Origin of the sequence: Halopseudomonas pertucinogena (assembly GCF_014646575.1) — a bacterium.
In the GTDB taxonomy this organism is placed as follows: Bacteria; Pseudomonadota; Gammaproteobacteria; order Pseudomonadales; family Pseudomonadaceae; genus Halopseudomonas; species Halopseudomonas pertucinogena.
The window spans coordinates 235,489-251,791 of record NZ_BMNN01000001.1 but is presented as its reverse complement, the minus strand read 5'-3'; the positions used below and the strand labels follow the sequence as shown (position 1 = coordinate 251,791).

Annotated in this window: 16 protein-coding genes; 3 read left to right on the top strand and 13 right to left on the bottom strand. The window is 63.7% G+C overall.

Annotation, left to right across the window (positions count from 1 at the left end; all coding sequences use genetic code 11):
* Positions 1–9: 9 nt before the first annotated feature.
* The 5 genes from IEW63_RS01245 to coxB all read right to left on the bottom strand — a co-directional run bounded on the left by IEW63_RS01245 (position 10) and on the right by coxB (position 5,886).
* Positions 10–1,554 (bottom strand): glucan biosynthesis protein G, encoded by a 1,545-nt coding sequence (locus IEW63_RS01245; protein WP_188634781.1) that lies wholly within the window; start codon positions 1,552–1,554, stop codon positions 10–12.
* A gap of 92 nt (positions 1,555–1,646) precedes the next feature.
* Positions 1,647–2,231, bottom strand: a complete 585-nt coding sequence (locus IEW63_RS01240; RefSeq protein WP_188634780.1) for an exopolysaccharide biosynthesis protein — start codon at positions 2,229–2,231, stop codon at positions 1,647–1,649.
* A 12-nt stretch (positions 2,232–2,243) separates the two neighbouring features.
* Entirely contained in the window at positions 2,244–2,585 is a 342-nt protein-coding gene (locus IEW63_RS01235) for a hypothetical protein (protein ID WP_188634779.1), read from the bottom strand.
* 9 nt (positions 2,586–2,594) lie between these two features.
* Positions 2,595–5,114 carry a cytochrome c oxidase subunit I gene (gene ctaD / locus IEW63_RS01230; protein WP_188634778.1) on the bottom strand — a complete coding sequence of 840 codons (2,520 nt, stop codon included), beginning with the start codon at positions 5,112–5,114 and terminating at the stop codon, positions 2,595–2,597.
* Complete coding sequence (coxB, locus tag IEW63_RS14575) at positions 5,107–5,886, bottom strand: cytochrome c oxidase subunit II (RefSeq protein ID WP_272872561.1); 780 nt, start codon at positions 5,884–5,886, stop codon at positions 5,107–5,109. The genes ctaD and coxB overlap by 8 nt, the downstream gene beginning before the upstream one ends.
* Here coxB and IEW63_RS14570 point away from each other — a divergent pair.
* Positions 5,845–6,321: a DUF2231 domain-containing protein gene (locus IEW63_RS14570; protein WP_229710259.1), complete on the top strand. Its 477-nt coding sequence runs from the start codon at positions 5,845–5,847 to the stop codon at positions 6,319–6,321. The genes coxB and IEW63_RS14570 overlap by 42 nt on opposite strands.
* 11 nt (positions 6,322–6,332) lie before the next feature.
* Here IEW63_RS14570 and IEW63_RS01220 read toward each other — a convergent pair whose 3' ends face one another.
* From IEW63_RS01220 to xerD, 5 genes are all read right to left on the bottom strand, one after another.
* Complete coding sequence (locus tag IEW63_RS01220) at positions 6,333–6,764, bottom strand: CopD family protein (RefSeq protein ID WP_188634777.1); 432 nt, start codon at positions 6,762–6,764, stop codon at positions 6,333–6,335.
* 351 nt (positions 6,765–7,115) lie between these two features.
* Positions 7,116–8,522 (bottom strand): threonine synthase, encoded by a 1,407-nt coding sequence (gene thrC / locus IEW63_RS01215; protein ID WP_188634776.1) that lies wholly within the window; start codon positions 8,520–8,522, stop codon positions 7,116–7,118.
* A gap of 16 nt (positions 8,523–8,538) precedes the next feature.
* Entirely contained in the window at positions 8,539–9,846 is a 1,308-nt protein-coding gene (locus IEW63_RS01210; RefSeq protein WP_188634775.1) for a homoserine dehydrogenase, read from the bottom strand.
* Positions 9,847–9,905: 59 nt separating this feature from the next.
* On the bottom strand, positions 9,906–10,625 hold the full coding sequence (locus IEW63_RS01205) for a thioredoxin fold domain-containing protein (protein WP_188634774.1): 720 nt from the start codon (positions 10,623–10,625) through the stop codon (positions 9,906–9,908).
* A 55-nt stretch (positions 10,626–10,680) separates the two neighbouring features.
* Entirely contained in the window at positions 10,681–11,598 is a 918-nt protein-coding gene (gene xerD / locus IEW63_RS01200; protein ID WP_188634773.1) for a site-specific tyrosine recombinase XerD, read from the bottom strand.
* A 241-nt stretch (positions 11,599–11,839) separates the two neighbouring features.
* On the opposite strand from xerD, the gene IEW63_RS01195 reads away from it, so the two are divergent.
* Both IEW63_RS01195 and IEW63_RS01190 read left to right on the top strand, forming a co-directional pair.
* Entirely contained in the window at positions 11,840–12,190 is a 351-nt protein-coding gene (locus IEW63_RS01195; RefSeq protein ID WP_229710257.1) for an ArsR/SmtB family transcription factor, read from the top strand.
* 53 nt (positions 12,191–12,243) lie between these two features.
* Positions 12,244–12,756, top strand: a complete 513-nt coding sequence (locus IEW63_RS01190; RefSeq protein WP_188634772.1) for a rhodanese family protein — start codon at positions 12,244–12,246, stop codon at positions 12,754–12,756.
* 70 nt (positions 12,757–12,826) lie between these two features.
* Here IEW63_RS01190 and dsbG read toward each other — a convergent pair whose 3' ends face one another.
* The 3 genes from dsbG to dsbD are packed head-to-tail and all read right to left on the bottom strand — an operon-like array spanning position 12,827 to position 16,271.
* Positions 12,827–13,615 carry a thiol:disulfide interchange protein DsbG gene (gene dsbG, locus IEW63_RS01185; protein ID WP_229710255.1) on the bottom strand — a complete coding sequence of 263 codons (789 nt, stop codon included), beginning with the start codon at positions 13,613–13,615 and terminating at the stop codon, positions 12,827–12,829.
* A 2-nt stretch (positions 13,616–13,617) separates the two neighbouring features.
* Positions 13,618–14,454, bottom strand: coding sequence for a TlpA disulfide reductase family protein (locus tag IEW63_RS01180; protein WP_188634771.1), 837 nt, complete (start codon positions 14,452–14,454; stop codon positions 13,618–13,620).
* Positions 14,451–16,271 carry a protein-disulfide reductase DsbD gene (gene dsbD / locus IEW63_RS01175; RefSeq protein WP_229710253.1) on the bottom strand — a complete coding sequence of 607 codons (1,821 nt, stop codon included), beginning with the start codon at positions 16,269–16,271 and terminating at the stop codon, positions 14,451–14,453. Before dsbD ends, IEW63_RS01180 begins: the two co-directional genes overlap by 4 nt.
* Positions 16,272–16,303: the final 32 nt, after the last annotated feature.

Here is a 16,303-nt window from a genome sequence, read left to right as displayed (position 1 = left end):
TTTCTCCATTCATTTGATCACCTGCAGGATGTCGCTGCCGGGTAGCAGCTGATAACTCCAGGTCTCGCTGAGCGTCTCCTCTCCTTCGTGGAGGTAGGCGCGCAGCGACAGCGGTCGGTTGGCTGCCGGGCGTACCAGGATGGACAGTCGCCAGCGCTCCAGGGCCGCCACATACTCGACGAAGTGTTCCAGCACCTCGCCCTCTTCCATCGCAGTGACCCGCGCTGTGACCGGGGCATCGGCGCTGCGCTCGGCGAGCGGCCCGCGGGCAAAGTCCACTATCACCCGCACTGCGCCTTCGGCGTCTCCGCCACCGATGCGCGTGCCATCGCCGACGAAACTGTCCACAGCCTGCGCCATGGGACTGTCTGCCAGATCGGATTTGCCGAAGCGGACCTGATAGTTGAACTCATGGGCCTGCTTGCCCGGCAGGGGTTCGGCAGGTGTCCAGAAGGCAACAATATTGTCGTTGGTCTCATCCGGAGTGGGCAGCTGGGTCAGCACCACATGGCCCCTGCCCCAGTCACCCTCGGGCTCAACCCAGGCGCTGGGCCGCGTGCCATAACCGGCCTCGGCGTCCATGTAACTGCGAAAGTCGCCATCGCGCTGGAGCAGGCCGAAGCCGCGCACCTGCTCGGTGGCGAAGTAGTCCATGCTCAGTGCGGCGGGATTGTTCAGCGGTCGCCACAGCCACTCCTGGCTATTGCCATCGTGGACCAGCAGGCCATCAGAGTCGTGCACCTCCGGCCGCCATTCGCCATAGGGGCGCAGGGTGTTCTCGCCGTAATAGAACATGCTGGTCAGCGGGGCCACGCCGATCAGCTCGATATCGTTGCGCGGATACAGCACCGAGCGGACCCGCATCACCGTCTCGTCTCCGGGGGTGACCTGGAACTCGTAGGCTCCGGTGAGGCTTCTGCCATCCAGCAGGCCATAGAAAGTCATGGTCTCCGCCCCCGGCTCGGGTTTCTTCAGCCAGAACTCGATGAAAGACGGAAACTCCTCGCCACTGGGCAGGCCGGTGTTGACCGCAATGCCCCTGCCCGACAGGCCGAAGTTGTTGTGCCGGCCCACTGCCCGGTAATAGCTGGCTCCGGCAAATACCAGAAACTGGTTGGCTACCTCCGGCTCGAAGAAGGGGAAGGTCAGCTTGAAACCGGCGTAACCCAGATCAGCGGGAACCAGCCGCTCCAGTTCGCTGTTGGGGTAGCTGAACTGGGTCTTGTCGAACACCAGCGGCTCGGTCTGATCGCCCTCAACCACGTTCAGTGCCACCGCGTGGTGATAGAACAGCCCCGGCGGCAGCAGCATCACGCCGAACGGCGTGTCGTCGTCGGCCCACAGACTGCGTTCGGGCTTGAAGCGGATACCCTGATAGTCGTGATAACCCAGCTGCTGAAGAAATTTCGGCACCTGTGGGGGCGCCTGCCAGCTGCTCGACGCCAGCTCCTCGGCCTTGTCCATGACTGTCTGAAAACTGAAGGTCTCCGCCTGCGCTGACCACGGCAACAGGCACACAAGAGCACCGGCCAGTGGTTTGATCCATGATGTCATCCAACAGCTCCTGAATTGTTCGGGTAGAAAACTGCACCGCTCTCGCTCTGCTTTAGGTAGCAGCCGAGGCAGACAGTTCAACCCGCATGCTGTCAGAGGAAGTGGTACGCCACTGCCCCGCCTATTCCGAGCACCAGCACGTAGGCGATGGTCGCCAGCAATCCGTCGTGGGCTATCATCGCCAGTCCGATGCAGGTCAGCGCGGCTCCGGCACTGCTGGCGGCAAAGGGAACCGGCTCCAGGAGCGGCAGGGTCACCGCCAGCAGCAGACATACCAGCGCCAGTGGCCAGCCGGCCGGGCCGTCCACCATGAAGCTGAGACGCTGATTGATCAGTCTGTCGATGAACCGGGCCGGCTTGCGCATGAAACCGGTAACCTTGGCCAGCTTCTGCTCGCTGATGCTGCGGCGCAGTATCCAGCCCGGCAGCCAGATGTGCCTGCGGCGCAGCAGCATCTGACAGGACAGTAGAAACACCGCCACGCCCATGGTGGAAGGCATGCCGGGGATCCCGCTCAGCGGCGACACCAGAATGACACCGATCAGCAGCAACAGCGGGCCGAAGGAGCGCTTGCCGATGGTCTCCATCAGCCGCCCGAAGGACACCGAATCCTGCCCCTCCCTCGCTTCGTCGAGACGGTCAAGAAGTTGCTCCAGATTGGTCAGCTTTTCCGCCATGGGTCTGTTCCGTCAAATGCAGGGGGGCAAAAAGAGCACCGGCAGAGCCACCGCCAGGGTGGAAAACGCCGATACGCCATAAAGTCCGGCGGAGGTCAGACAGATGTAACGGCCGGTCCCCTCCAGCTGTCCACCGGCACGCCAGAGCTGAATGGCCAGCCAGGTCAGCGCACCGACGATCACCAGCGTGGAAAGCCCCAGCAGCAGATTCAGCCAGTTCCACGGTCCCTGATCCGGATGCGGCGGAGCCAGCTGGCAGCCGATGGACAACCCGCCATAGAGCACCACGAACCATACTGACCAGACTGTCAGACCGAAAATCAGATGCACCGGATGATGGGGCCACAGACGCATGCGTCCTCCTTACCAGGCCAGCGGCAACAGGATGAAGCCGGCGAAAGAGATCCAGAACACCGCCAGCGTGAAGGTCCACCAGGGCCGAAGCACCACCGGCTCGTAGGGCAGGTGCTCGCTGACATAACCCAACCTCACGCGCAGGGCCTGCATCACGGTCAACAGGGTCGCCATTGCTGAATGGAACAGCAGATAGCCGAGCATGACCGCCAACACCGCGTCATGGGCCAGGGTCCGAGGCTGCAGGTCGGCATCCATCAGCAGCCACAGCACCAGCAGTACATGAGCTAGACCGAACAGCGCGCTGAGCCAGAGTCCCGGCGTCAGGCCCTTCGTCTGCCCCTTGCACAGGCGCCGGACCAGCCGCCGATAAAGCAGGGCAGAGGCAGTGAGCAAAAATCCGGCGAGCAGCATGGGCAGGGCCGGCAGTGGCCCCTGTACCGGAGCCTGCCACTGCGGCGAGACGGTCCAGAAGTAAAACCAGCCGAACAACAGGCTGGCGAACAGCGAACCATTGGCCAGCAGGGTCGACCACATCCCCCACAGGCCCGGCCCATCGCAGGTGCGCGAATGCAGCATCGGTCCCTGCGGATCGTCATCGCGCAGCGGTGCGGCGTGGGGATGCGCACCGTTGTGCCAGCTCCAGCGCAGCACCACCGCCAGCCCGACCAGCGCCGCACCCAGCGCGATCCAGTAGAACTTGGTGAGCAACCCCAGACAGACCATTGCCAGCAGCACGCCGGTCTGCAGCGGGATCCATGAGCTGGACGGCACATGAATGATTTCCCGCACCTCGCCGGTCACCACATCCGATCCCCAGGTGACCCGGCGGTCGGCCTGAATCTCCACCAGTCCGCCCTTGCCGACCTCCAGCTTATCGGGCAGGCGCCGGTCATCCCACAGCGGGTGGCGGCTTTCCAGATGCGGCAGGCTGATGAAGTTGTAGGTGGACACCGGCATGGCCACCGCCCACTCCAGGGTGTCGGCGTTCCAGGGGTTGCGCGGCGCCTGTCGGCCGAAGCGGAAATGCAGCAGCAGATCGACGATCAGCATGCCGACGCCGAAGGCCATGACGAAGCCGCCGATGGAGGACAGCAGATTGAGCCAGTCCCATCCCAGACCCGCCTGGTAGGTGTAGATCCGCCGTGGCATGCCCAGCAGGCCGGTGACATGCATGAGCAGGAAGGTCATGTTGAAGCCGATGAATATCAGCCAGAACGCCCAGCGACCGAGCAGCTCGGAAGGCATTCTTCCGGACACGTGCGGCAGCCAGTAGTACAGCCCGGCGATCAACGGAAACAGCATGCCGCCCACCAGCACATAGTGCATGTGCGCGACAACGAAGTGGGTATCGTGAACCTGCCAGTTGAAGGGCACCAGCGCCAGCATCACCCCGGTCAGGCCTCCGGCGACGAAGATGACCAGAAAGCCGATGATCCACAGCATCGGCAGACTCCAGACCACCCTGCCGGTCCACAGCGTTGCCAGCCAGGCGAAGATCTGGATGGCGGTGGGGATCGCCACCAGCATGCTGGCCAGCGAAAAGAATGCCTGGGCCAACTGGGGAATGCCGACGGTGAACATGTGATGGACCCACAGCCCGAAACTGATGAAGCCCATGGTGATCACCGCCAGTACCAGCCAGCGGTAGCCGACAATGGGCCGCTGGGCGAACACCGGAAGCAGCGTCGAGACGATCCCGGCCGCCGGCAGGAAGATGATGTACACCTCCGGATGGCCGAACAGCCAGAACAGGTGCTGCCAGAGCAGCGGGTCGCCGCCACCGGCCACTTCGAAGAAGACAAACCCGGCGGCCCGCTCGAGCTCCAGCAGCACGCTGGCCAGGATCAGCGGGGGGAAGCCGACGATGATCATCAGGGCCATCACCAGGATGTACCAGCAGAAGATCGGCATCCGCCGCAGGCTCATGCCGTTGCTGCGGGTGCGCAGGATCGAGACCACCAGCTCGATGGCACCACTTACCGAGGAGATCTCGACGAAGGTGATGCCCAGCAGCCAGAAATCCGATCCCGGCCCCGGTGAGAAGGTGCTGCTGCTCAGCGGCGTGTACATGAACCAGCCGGAATCCGGCGCAATTGCAAACAGCATGCTGGAGAGGATGATCAGGCCGCCGAACAGGTAGCAGAAATAACCCATGGCCCCCAATCGGGGGAACGGCAGATCCCGGGCGCCGACCATCTTCGGGATCAGATACATCGCCACCCCTTCCAGTACCGGAATGGCGAACAGGAACATCATCAGGGTGCCGTGCATGGTGAACAGCTGGTTGTACAGCTCCGGCCCGACGATGTCCTGTTCCGGCAGTGCCAGCTGGGTGCGCATGAGCATCGCCAGCACGCCGCCGACAAGAAAGAAGAACAGGCCGGTGACGATGAAGCGCAGCCCCACCGACGTATGGTTGACCGCCGCCAGCTGGCCCCAGCCCGGCCAGTTGCCCCAGACCCGGTCGTACTCCCTGTGCAGGCGCGCGGCCCGCTGTTGTTCAGTCGCTGCGTTGTGCTCACTCATCGTTGCCGAGCCCCTCCTGCCATGCCGCAAAATCCTCGGCGGCATGGGCGTGAACGGTGAACTTCATGTGCGCGTGACCCACCCCGCAGAATTCGGCGCACTGGCCGTGGTAGGTGCCGGGCTCGTCGGCCTGCAGCCGCAGTACATTGGTGCGCCCCGGCAGCATGTCGAGCTTGCCCGCCAGCCGCGGCACCCAGAACGAATGGATCACGTCGTTACTGGTCAGGTGCAGGTCCACCGGCTGGCCAGCGGGAATGTGCAGCTCGTCACGCAGCTCGATACCCTGCTCGGGATACCTCACCTGCCACCACCACTGATGCCCGGTGACCTCGATACGCAGGGCCTCCTGGCCGATCGGCAGTGGCAGCATGCGGTGACCGATCGGGATACCGAAGGCCAGCAGCACCCCCATGCTGGTGATCGGCAGGATCAGCCCACCGCCGATGATCCAGCGATGATGAATACGCCTGGCCTGCCGTTCATCGATCTCACGCGGCCTGCGGCGCAGCGCGTACAACCACAGCGCCACTACCACCACCAGTACCAGCACGGCAAAGCTCGACATGCCCCACCAGAGTGCGGCAGCGTCGGCGGCGGAGGGGCCAGCGGGACTGAGTGCCGAGTAGGGACCGCCGCAACCTGCAAGGAACAGGACGCTGCAAGCGGCAGTCCAACGGGTTAGCGGGCCGGCCCTGGCCCGGATTCCCCGATCATCAGGAGACTGCAGCGCATGTCCGAATCCATCTCCAGCAAGATGTCCATAGGCGGACACCCCATTCACCCCATGCTCATCCACTTTCCGGTGGCGGCCCTGATCGGGCTGATCGGCACCGATCTGGCGTACATTCTCACCGGTGACTATTTCTGGGCCCGGGCCAGCATCTGGCTGGTGGGCGTGGGAGTGGTCGGCGGCTGGGTATCCGGCATGGTCGGGCTGCTGGATCTGCTTCTGGTCAGCGGGATCCGCCGTCTGGTCACCGCCTGGTGCCACGCGATTCTGGCGGTGATGCTGCTGTCGCTGGCGACGCTGAACTGGTTGCTGCGTATCGATGCGGTGGACAGCGTCATCGCTCCCTGGGGTCTCTACCTGTCGCTGGGCTGTGGCGGGATGATCGCCCTGACCAGCCTGTTCGGCGGCCAACTGGTGTATGACCATGCCGTCGGTGTTGATTACGAGGAAGCGCCCGAGCCCACCGACCCCCACTGATCTACGCGGCCTCATCCCCACACCTCCGCAGACGGCTTGGCCAACACCAGCCAGAGGATCAGACCGAACAGCAGGATACTGGCCAGCGCGAGGGCGACGCACAGCGGCACCAACGGTGTGCCGCCCCGCTCCACCCGCAATATCAGCCAGCCCACCCCCACGTGGCATACCGAGAGCGCCGCCACGAGACTGAGCTTGATGATGAGCCAGACATCCAGCGTGCGGTCCAGCACAAACACCGCGGTGCCTGCCATGATCGCCGCCAGCGCGGCCGGTGTCGCAATGCGGGTGAAAACGAAGCGCTCAATGGACTCATGCGGATTCACCGGCTCCTGCACCGGCAGAAAGTGCGCAGCACGGGCAGCGATCAGCGCCGGCATGTACAGCAGCGCCGCCGCCCAGAAGATCAGCGCAATGATATGCAACGTCAGGAACCACAGCATGCGGAGTCAACTCCTGTCATCTCGCGAGTGTCAGCCGCCCCGGGAAGCGGGGCTACAGACTCGGACAACAGGATTTGCCGGTTCGTGCAATGAAAATGGGGAAGCGACGGGGTCAAGCTGATGCAGCGCCCCCTTGGGAAGGTCGAGTTCCACCTCGACCAGCGAGCGCGGCAGAAACCCCGTATGGCCGAGATGGAACTCGGCCCCCCCCCTGGGAAGGTCGAGTTCCACCTCGACCAGCGAGCGCGCCGGAAACTGCGATTGGCCGAGATGGAACTCGGCCCTCCCGGAACCCCGGCAACGACGCCACTCCTCGACGCAGCAGGCCGCGCCCCGGGAACGTTGAGTACCTTACAGCGGCTTGCCGCGATTACCGTGGGCGGAAACGAATTGCTGGATATCCTTCAGGCTGTTCGGCAGCACGGTGCAGCGCTCCTCGCGCTCGAACAGGTCAGCCAGATGCGGCGGCAACTGGGGCTCCTGAACGCCGGCCTTGCGCACCGCGTCGGGGAATTTCACCGGGTGGGCGGTGCCCAGGGTGATCATCGGCGTGCTCATGCTGCGACGGCATTCACGGGCCGCACGTACGCCGATGGCGGTATGCGGGTCGAGAATCTCGCCACACTGTGCATAGACCTCGGCGATGGTTGCGCAGGTCGCCTCGTCATCCACCGCCAGCGAGTCGAACAGGCGGCGCGCTTCGGTCCAGCGCTCCTGCTCCACCGATAGCTTGCCGTTCTGCCGGAAGTCGTCCATCAGCTGCTTGACCAGCGCACCGTTGCGACCGTGCAGGTCGAACAACAGGCGCTCGAAGTTGGACGACACCATGATATCCATCGACGGCGACAGGGACGGATGCAGCGTGTCCTTGTCGTACTGGTTGCCGCTCATGAAGCGGTGCAGGATGTCGTTGCGGTTGGTCGCCACGACCAGCTGGCTGATCGGCAGGCCCATGTTGCGCGCCAGGTAGCCGGCGAAGATGTCGCCGAAGTTGCCGGTCGGCACCGAGAAAGCCATCGAGCGCAGCGGTCCGCCCAGCTGCAGCGCAGCGTGGAAGTAGTAGACAATCTGCGCCATGATCCGCGCCCAGTTGATCGAGTTGACCGCGACCAGCCGGGTGCCCTTGAGAAAGCCCTGGTCAGCAAAGCTGGCCTTGACCATCTCCTGACAGTCATCGAAGTTGCCCTCGATGGCGATGTTGTGGATGTTCTCGCCGAGGATGGTGGTCATCTGCCGGCGCTGGACGTCGGAGACCCGCTGGTGCGGGTGCAGAATGAAGATGTCCACGTTCTCGCAGCGGCGGCAGCCTTCGATGGCCGCCGAGCCGGTGTCACCGGAGGTGGCACCGATGATTACCGCACGCTCGCCACGCTTGGTCAGGAAGTGATCCAGCAGACGTCCCAGCAGCTGCAGGGCGAAGTCCTTGAACGCCAGGGTCGGACCGTGGAACAGCTCCATCACCCACTCATTGCTGTCCAGCTGGCGCAGTGGCGCCACCGCGCTGTGGGCAAAACCGGCGTAGGTATCCTCAAGGATGGCCTTGAAATCGGCGTCGCTGATGCTGTCGCCGACAAAGGGGCGCATCACGCGGAATGCCAGTTCGTGGTACGGGAGGCCATTCCAGGAAGCAATTTCTTCCACTGTGAAACGCGGCAGGTTCTCCGGGACATAGAGTCCGCCATCGGAGGCCAGACCGGCCAGCAGTACGTCTTCAAAATTCAGGGCCGGGGCCTGGCCGCGAGTGCTGATATAGCGCATGGTGTCTAACCTTCGATCAGTTCAGTTGCTCAACGCGGATTCGCATCAGCGGGCTGCTGACCTCGTCCAGGGCTTCCATCGCAGCGATGGCGTCGTTCATGCGCTGCTCGCGCACGCGGTGGGTAAGAATGATGATCGGCACCAGACCATCCTGCTCTTCCACGTCTTTCTGCATGATCGACTCGATGTTGATGCCGCGCTCGGACAGGATGCTCGCCACCCGGGCCAGTACACCGGGACGATCCTGGGCATGCAGGCGCAGATAGTAAGCGGTTTCCACTTCACCAACCGGCAGCACCGGCAGGTCGGACAGCGCCTCGGAGCGGAACGCCAGGTGCGGCACGCGGGTGTCGGGGTCACAGGATACCGCCCGGGCCACATCGATGATGTCCGCCACTACTGCCGAAGCGGTCGGCTCGGCGCCGGCGCCGGCGCCATAGTACAGGGTCGAGCCCACGGCATCGCCGTTGACCATGACCGCATTCATCACCCCATGCACATTGGCCAGCAGCCGGTCCTCGGGGATCAGCGTCGGGTGCACGCGCAGCTCGACACCCTGTTCGGTGCGGCGGGCGATACCCAGGTGCTTGATGCGATAGCCGAAGGCCTCGGCGTAGTTCACGTCAGCGGTGGTCAGCTTGGTGATGCCCTCGGTATAGGCCTTGTCGAACTGCAGCGGAATGCCGAAGGCGATGGACGCCAGGATGGTCAGCTTGTGCGCGGCATCGATGCCTTCCACGTCAAAGGTCGGATCGGCTTCGGCATAACCCAGCGCCTGGGCCTCGGCCAGCACGTCGTCGAAGGTACGGCCCTTGTCGCGCATCTCGGTGAGGATGAAGTTGCCGGTGCCGTTGATGATGCCCGCCACCCACTGGACGCGGTTGGCCGCCAGCCCTTCGCGCAGCGCCTTGATGATCGGGATGCCACCGGCCACGGAGGCCTCGTAGGCGACCATCACGCCCTTCTCCCGGGCAGCGGCGAAGATCTCGTTGCCGTGCACGGCGATCAGTGCCTTGTTGGCGGTGACCACGTGCTTGCCGTTGGCAATGGCTTCCATGACGATCTTCAGCGCCATGTCATAACCACCGATCAGCTCGACGATGATGTCGATGTCCGGGTTGCTTGCCAGCGCCAGCGCATCGTCACATACCTGGACGCTGTCGCCCACGTCGCAGGCGGGGTTCGGCGCGCGGGTAGCAATATGGGTCACCTCGATCGCCCGGCCTGCCCGACGGGCAATCTCCTCGGCGTTGCGTTGCAGAACATTGAAGGTGCCACCGCCTACGGTGCCCAGACCACATATACCCACTTTGACCGGTTTCAAACCAGGAACCCCACGTATTTATCTGTTTTGGATTGCTTCAGCGCATCTTGGATGGCTGTCTATTGATTGGCCAGTGCCTCTTTCGCCAGCTCCGCGGCCGGCTTGTAGCCCGGAATCAGCGTGCCGTTGGCCAGGAAGATGGCCGGCGTGCCCTGCACGCCCACCTGGGCGCCCAGGTTGAGCTGCTGCTCGACCGGATCATCGCAGCTGGCCGGCTTCACCGCCTTGCCCTGTTTGGCTCGGGTCATGGCGCTCTGCTGATCGTCGGCGCACCAGATCGACTTCATGGTGGCGGCGGTAGGACTCTGCATGCCGCCACGGGGGAACGCCGCATAGCGTACCTCGATGCCCAGATCGTTCAGCTGGCCGACTTCCTCGTGCAGCTTGCGGCAGAAGCCGCAGTCCACGTCGGTGAATACCGTGACGTGCGTCTTCGGCTCTTCGGGGGCAAACACCACCAGCTCGGAGAGCGGGATCTCGCTGATCACCTCGCCGATCGCCTTGGCTTCCACTTCGGCGGTCAGGTTGCGCAGCTGCCCGCCGTTCACCGCAATCATGACGCCCTGAACGAGGTACTCCCCGTCGGCGGTGCCGTAGAGCACCCGGCCGTTTTCCAACTGGATCTGGTAAAGACCGCCGATTGGCGACTCGGAGACACTGGAAACCGGAACCGGAAACTTCAGCACTTCCAGGCTCTGGCGAATATTCTGCTGGACATCGCCCATCGCGGGCACAGCACAGAGGGCAAACAGTCCGGCAACCAGATGTTTGAGTCGCATGTTCGATCCTTTACAGACGCAGAAAGACGGGAAAGCTTACCATGAAACCCGAATCTTACCCACGGGGGTGATGACTGGCATGGAGCTCGCGCAGGCGATGCCGCGCCACATGCGTGTAGATCTGCGTGGTGGACAGATCACTGTGTCCGAGCAGCATCTGCACTACCCGCAGGTCGGCCCCGTGATTGAGCAGATGGGTGGCAAAAGCATGACGCAGTGTATGCGGAGACAGCGGACTGCGGATGCCGGCCTGGCTGGCATGCAGCTTGATCCGGTGCCAGAAGGTCTGGCGGGTCATCTGCCTGGCCTGCTGGCTGGGAAACAACACATCGCTGGGTTGCCCCCTGAGCAGCACCGGCCTTGCCTCGGCGCAATAACGCATTATCCACGCCAGCGCCTCCTCTCCCAGCGGCACCAGCCGCTCCTTGTTGCCCTTGCCGGTCACCCGCAGCACGCCCTGACGCGGGTTCAGCTGATCCACCCGCAGCCCCACCAGCTCGCTGACCCGCAGGCCGCAGGCATAAAGCACCTCCAGCATGCAGCGATCGCGCAGCCCCAGGCTGTCCTCGACATCCGGCGCCGCCAGCAGCGCCTCCACATCCGCTTCGCTGAGGGTATCCGGCAGGGGGCGGCCCAGCTGCGGCATGGCGATATCCAGCGTCGGATCCTCGCCGATCAGGCCCTCACGCAGGGCATGGCGGTAGAAGCCGCGCAGGCAGGACAACAGCCGCGCGGTGGAGCGCGCCGAATAGCCGGCCCGCATCCGCCAGGCCAGATGCTCCATCAGCTCCCCCCGCCCTGCCGCATACAACCCACCGCGCCCGGCCAGCCAACCAGCCAGCAGGGTCAGATCGGTGCGATAGGATTGCAGAGTCTGTCTGGCCAGGCCCCGCTCAAGCCAGAGGACTTCCAGATAGTGCGTGATGGCGCGCAGATCATTCTCGGTGGGCGGACTGGGAACGGGCGTGTTCATGCGAACCTCAAGCAGACTGGCCCAACATCATAAGGATTTTTTCAAGCGGGCGCTGCGCCTCACCCCTGGGGACTCAGTTCAATCTGCTCGCAATAGCGACGAAAGTGACGATCTCCCAGCAGATAAGCGAAGTGACCATCGGTATGGCGGGTCAGCGATAACGTCCGGCAAACATTTTATTGAAATATATATAGATAAAATGTATTGTCAAATCCATCTTCCCGTTGCACAGGTCTCTGCAATGACAGAAATCGACATCGATACCCTTCGCCAAAGCGCCGCCGAAGCCTGTGGCTTGCTGAAGGTATTGGCCAACCCCGACCGCTTGTTGCTGCTGTGTCAGCTGGCCCAGGGCGAGTACTGTGTCAGCGATCTCGCGAACGCGACAGGGATAACGCAGCCGACCCTCTCGCAACAGCTCACCGTGCTGCGCCATGCCGGCCTGGTGGCCACCCGGCGTGAAGGTAAACAGGTTTATTACAGCATCGTCAGTGAGCAGGCGATGGAAGTCATGCAGGTGCTGTATCGACTGTACTGTCAGCAGGAGCCTGACGTGAAGGCGGTGCCGGCAACCGAGGCTACTGACCTGTAAGCGCTCGCCCCCAGATAAAAAACACACCCCGTGTGCAAACCAGGTGTCGCCCCATGCCCATGAAAACCCTCGCCCCCCACGCCGTCCATCAGCACCTGAGTCAAGGCGCCATACTTGTGGATATCCGCTCGGCGGACGAGTATGCCCGTGAACACATCAGGGAGGCCCGGCATATTCCTCTGGACCAGTTGAAGGCGGATACCACCCAACTGAGCGGCGAGACAGCAGTGGTGTTTCATTGCCGCTCCGGCCACCGTACCCAGATGAACGCAGAGATACTGAAAGCATGCGTACCGGGAGAAAGTTACCTGCTCGAAGGTGGCCTGGATGCCTGGAAGCAAGCCGGACTGCCCGTTACCCGCGACGCCTCGCAGCCGCTGGAACTGCAGCGGCAAGTACAGATCGTTGCCGGCTCAATGGTGGTATTGGGGACAGTGTTGGGCGCGACGGTTTCGCCCGGGTTTCTCCTGCTCGCCGGCCTGGTCGGTGCAGGGCTTGTGTTTGCAGGCGTATCCGGATTCTGCGGGCTGGCCCGGCTATTGATGAAAATGCCCTGGAATAAGTGAGTCATGAATGATGAACCCGGGCCGGCGGGTACCGGCCCGGGTTCATCCCAGCAGCACAGACCCCGGATCCTCAGCCCTCGCCCATCACCTCGGCCATCTGTTCCGGGCGAGGCATGCCGTTGAACTTCCTGATCAGACCATCACCTTCGCGCACCACTATGCCTGGCGTGCCGCGAAAGCCCATGGTCTGCATCAGCTGCTGATTCTCATCCAGGATTCTCTGGGCCCTGCTGGAAATGCTGCTGGCCGGTTTGATACCACCTCTGGCGAAATTCTTCTCGTTTTCCAGCAACGCCGCTGACGGATCATCCGCCTCGAGGATGGCCGCCGCCTTGGCCGGGCTATCGGCTTTGATGACCCCCACAAACAGATGACGCAATTGCACCTTGCCGGAATCCACCCAGGGGCGGGCCGCTTCCCAGAAGCGATGGCAGAAGGGGCAGTTGGCGTCACTGAAGGTATAGATCACGCGCGGTGCATCCGCGTCGCCGTCCAACACCCAGGTGGCGTTTTCCAGCGCGGCCCAGGTCTTGTCGCTCATCGGCTTGGCCACCAGTTCCTGGAGTGTCGCAGAATCCATCGGTGCTCCGCTGGCATCCAGTCGGGTACCCACAACTGCGCTGCCGTCGCTGGTGACATAGACCGCGATGGGCTGATCACCGGCGACGCCGGCGAAAGCCCGCAGCTCGCTGCCGACGTCGAACTCCTCGACAACGGTCAGCCCCTGGGCTTCCAGTGCCTTCAGCACCTGCGGCTGCGCCGCCCCTTGTGCGTACACGCCGGTTACTGCCGATAACAAAGCCGCGGCCATGCCGAAGGACATGCCGGAACGCGGTTGGAACATGGATCTGGAAAACATGATTATTCCTCGTCGGAAAGGGGTTGGGCAGATTGTGAGAAATGGCGGGCCATGTTGCTCTTGAAGCTGGCCATGGTGAGCTCGCCCATGTGCGAATTCACCAGTTCACCTTCGGCATCGAAGAACAGGGTGGTCGGCAGCGCGCGCGCGCCGGTCGCGTTCATGGCGCGGGAAAAGGGATCCAGCAGCACGTTGCTCAGCGTCAGGCCCTGACCTGTCAGGAAGGCCTGCGCCTGCTCGGCGCTTTCGCCCTGGTTGACCATGACGATGTTCACGTCCGGGAACTCGGATTGCGCCTGCTCGAAGACGGGCATTTCCCGGCGGCACGGCGGGCACCAGGTGGCCCAGAGATTGACCACGGTCGGGCGGCCCTGGTAGCTCAGCAGCGACACGGGCTCCTCCTCCAGGGTGGCCAGCTGCAGGTCCGGCATGGGCGGCGAATGATGCAGCAGGCCCACCACCCTGCCAGTGAGGAACCAGGCCGCGACCCCGGTCAGCACACCCGCCAGCGCCGCCCGCCGCAGCATGCGCATGTTCCGGGCTCGCCAGCCGATAAACGCCAGCGCGAACAGCACACCTACCCACCAGGTAAAGCCGCCATCGCCGATGGCGATTATCGACATGGGTTTGGCGAAATAATCCTCCCACCAGAAGGCGACATACCCGAGCCTCGCGGCTATCAACCCCCAGAACACCGCATCGAACAGCACAGCGCCGGCCAGTTTGGGAGAAACATCGTCGCCCATCCGCCTGGCAACCGCACGGGTCACCAGCCAGGCGAGCAGGATGGCGGCACCAACGCCGACGACTTTGATGGAGAACGGACCAATACTCATCATGGGGTACCTGCTGCATTCAGACGGTTGAGAAATTCGCTCGCATTGATTTCGCCGACCATCCGCAGATCACGGCGCTCGGTGCCATCCGGGCCGACCAGGATCAGCGTGGGCGGCCCCAGCACGCCCCAGTGCCTTAGCAGCGCCTGGTCCACCGCATCGTTCTTGGTGACATCCGGCCGTACTATCTGCATGCGCGCCAGGCGCTCCGCCACCACCGGATCACCGAAAACATTGCGCTCGATCACGTGGCAGCTGACACACCAGTCGGCGTAGAAATCGATCAGTGTCCACTCTCCCCGCGCGGCGGCTTCAGCCAGGCGGGCGTCCACATCCTCCACCGACTTGGCCTGCACATAGTCCGGCACAGACGGGGCGGACGCCGGCGCCGAACCGCCGCCGCCCAGGTGGGTCAGCGGCTGCAATACCGAGCTGCCGCCGGACGCCGCGCCCAGCAACATCAATATTGACCACAGCCCGACGAAGCTTGCGCCCGTACGCAGTGCCCACTTCAGGCGCGGCCTGGCCACCACCGCCTGGGCCCAAGCGAGCAAACCAATAGCAATCGACAATATCCAGGCGCCCCAGAGCAGCAGGCTCAGGGTGCCGTGCAGGAACCGGTCCAGCATCATCACGGCCATGCCGACCATGAGGTAGCCAAAGGCGATATTCACCCGCTCCATCCAGGCACCGGGCTTGGGCAGGATGCGCGCGCCGAAGGTCGCGATCGCCAGCAGCGGCAGCCCCATGCCCAGACCCAGAGCAAACAGGGCCAGGCCACCATAGACGGCGCTACCGGTCTGCCCGATGTACAGCAGCGCACCGGCCAGCGGCGCGGTCATGCAGGGGCCCACCAGCAAAGCGGACAGAAAGCCCAGGGCGGTGGCGCCGACCAGGCTGCCACCCGCCTGCCCGCGCCCTGCCGACTCGACCCGATTCACCAGGGCCGATGGCAGCCGCAGGGTGAACACGCCAAACAGCGCGCTGGCCAGCACCACGAACAGGGCGGCGAAGGCGCCCAACAGCCAGGGCGATTGCAGGGTCGCCTGCAGGTTGGCACCGGCCAGCCCCGCCGCTACCCCGACTGCCGCATAGGTCACCGCCATCGCCACCACATAGCAGAGCGACAGCATGAAGGCCCGGCCGGGCCTGGCCTGGCTGCCGACCACCATGCTGGAGACAATGGGAATCATCGGCAAGGTGCAGGGCGTGAAGGCCAGCAGCAGACCGAAGCCGAAGAACAGCAGCGTACCCGCTACCGGCCCCAGGGTGGCCAGGCGCTGCGCCGCCTGCTGATCCTCACCCATCACGGCACTCGACGACGCATCATCCACGGCCGGGGAGCTGGTTACGGCGGCTGCGGGTGCGGCCGGCGCTGTGCCCGCTGCAGCTACATCCACCTGCAGCGTCTCCGGCGGATAACAGAAGCCGACTTCCGCACAGCCCTGCCAGTGCAGCGTCAGCGGGCCCGATGTATCTGCCGGGAAGCCCAGCTCCAGCATGTCACCGGTGTAGATTTCGGTGTCACCGAAGAACTCGTCATGCTGGGCTGCGCCCTCGCTCAGCGCCAATTCGACCGGCTCACCCTGGTCGTCAACCAGTTTCAGAGAGTGGCGGTAGACGTAATAACCCTCGCTGACTTGCCCCTTGGCCGCATACCGCTCGCCCTGCTGCTCGACCTCTGCCAGGGTAAAAACCTCTGCGGCCTCCAGCAGATCGGGCTGCTGTCCCCAGGTGAACAGGCCGCTGCTGGCGGCACTGCCGGTGGCATGCAGCAACAGCAGGACAAGCGCCAGGGCGTGTTGATAACCGAACGACAATGTCGACTCCTTCAGACGAGGCTTTCGGGCAA

Bases quoted from the DNA above. Each gene is read 5' to 3' on its own strand.
- IEW63_RS01245 (WP_188634781.1), bottom strand. From the start codon at position 1,554: ATGACATCATGGATCAAACCACTGGCCGGTGCTCTTGTGTGCCTGTTG.
- thrC (WP_188634776.1), bottom strand. From the start codon at position 8,522: ATGCGCTATATCAGCACTCGCGGCCAGGCCCCGGCCCTGAATTTTGAA.
- IEW63_RS01195 (WP_229710257.1), top strand. From the start codon at position 11,840: ATGACAGAAATCGACATCGATACCCTTCGCCAAAGCGCCGCCGAAGCC.
- IEW63_RS01190 (WP_188634772.1), top strand. From the start codon at position 12,244: ATGCCCATGAAAACCCTCGCCCCCCACGCCGTCCATCAGCACCTGAGT.
- IEW63_RS01205 (WP_188634774.1), bottom strand. From the start codon at position 10,625: ATGCGACTCAAACATCTGGTTGCCGGACTGTTTGCCCTCTGTGCTGTG.
- IEW63_RS01180 (WP_188634771.1), bottom strand. From the start codon at position 14,454: ATGATGAGTATTGGTCCGTTCTCCATCAAAGTCGTCGGCGTTGGTGCC.
- dsbG (WP_229710255.1), bottom strand. From the start codon at position 13,615: ATGTTTTCCAGATCCATGTTCCAACCGCGTTCCGGCATGTCCTTCGGC.
- IEW63_RS01235 (WP_188634779.1), bottom strand. From the start codon at position 2,585: ATGCGTCTGTGGCCCCATCATCCGGTGCATCTGATTTTCGGTCTGACA.
- IEW63_RS01220 (WP_188634777.1), bottom strand. From the start codon at position 6,764: ATGCTGTGGTTCCTGACGTTGCATATCATTGCGCTGATCTTCTGGGCG.
- ctaD (WP_188634778.1), bottom strand. From the start codon at position 5,114: ATGAGTGAGCACAACGCAGCGACTGAACAACAGCGGGCCGCGCGCCTG.
- IEW63_RS14570 (WP_229710259.1), top strand. From the start codon at position 5,845: ATGTCCGAATCCATCTCCAGCAAGATGTCCATAGGCGGACACCCCATT.
- IEW63_RS01240 (WP_188634780.1), bottom strand. From the start codon at position 2,231: ATGGCGGAAAAGCTGACCAATCTGGAGCAACTTCTTGACCGTCTCGAC.
- xerD (WP_188634773.1), bottom strand. From the start codon at position 11,598: ATGAACACGCCCGTTCCCAGTCCGCCCACCGAGAATGATCTGCGCGCC.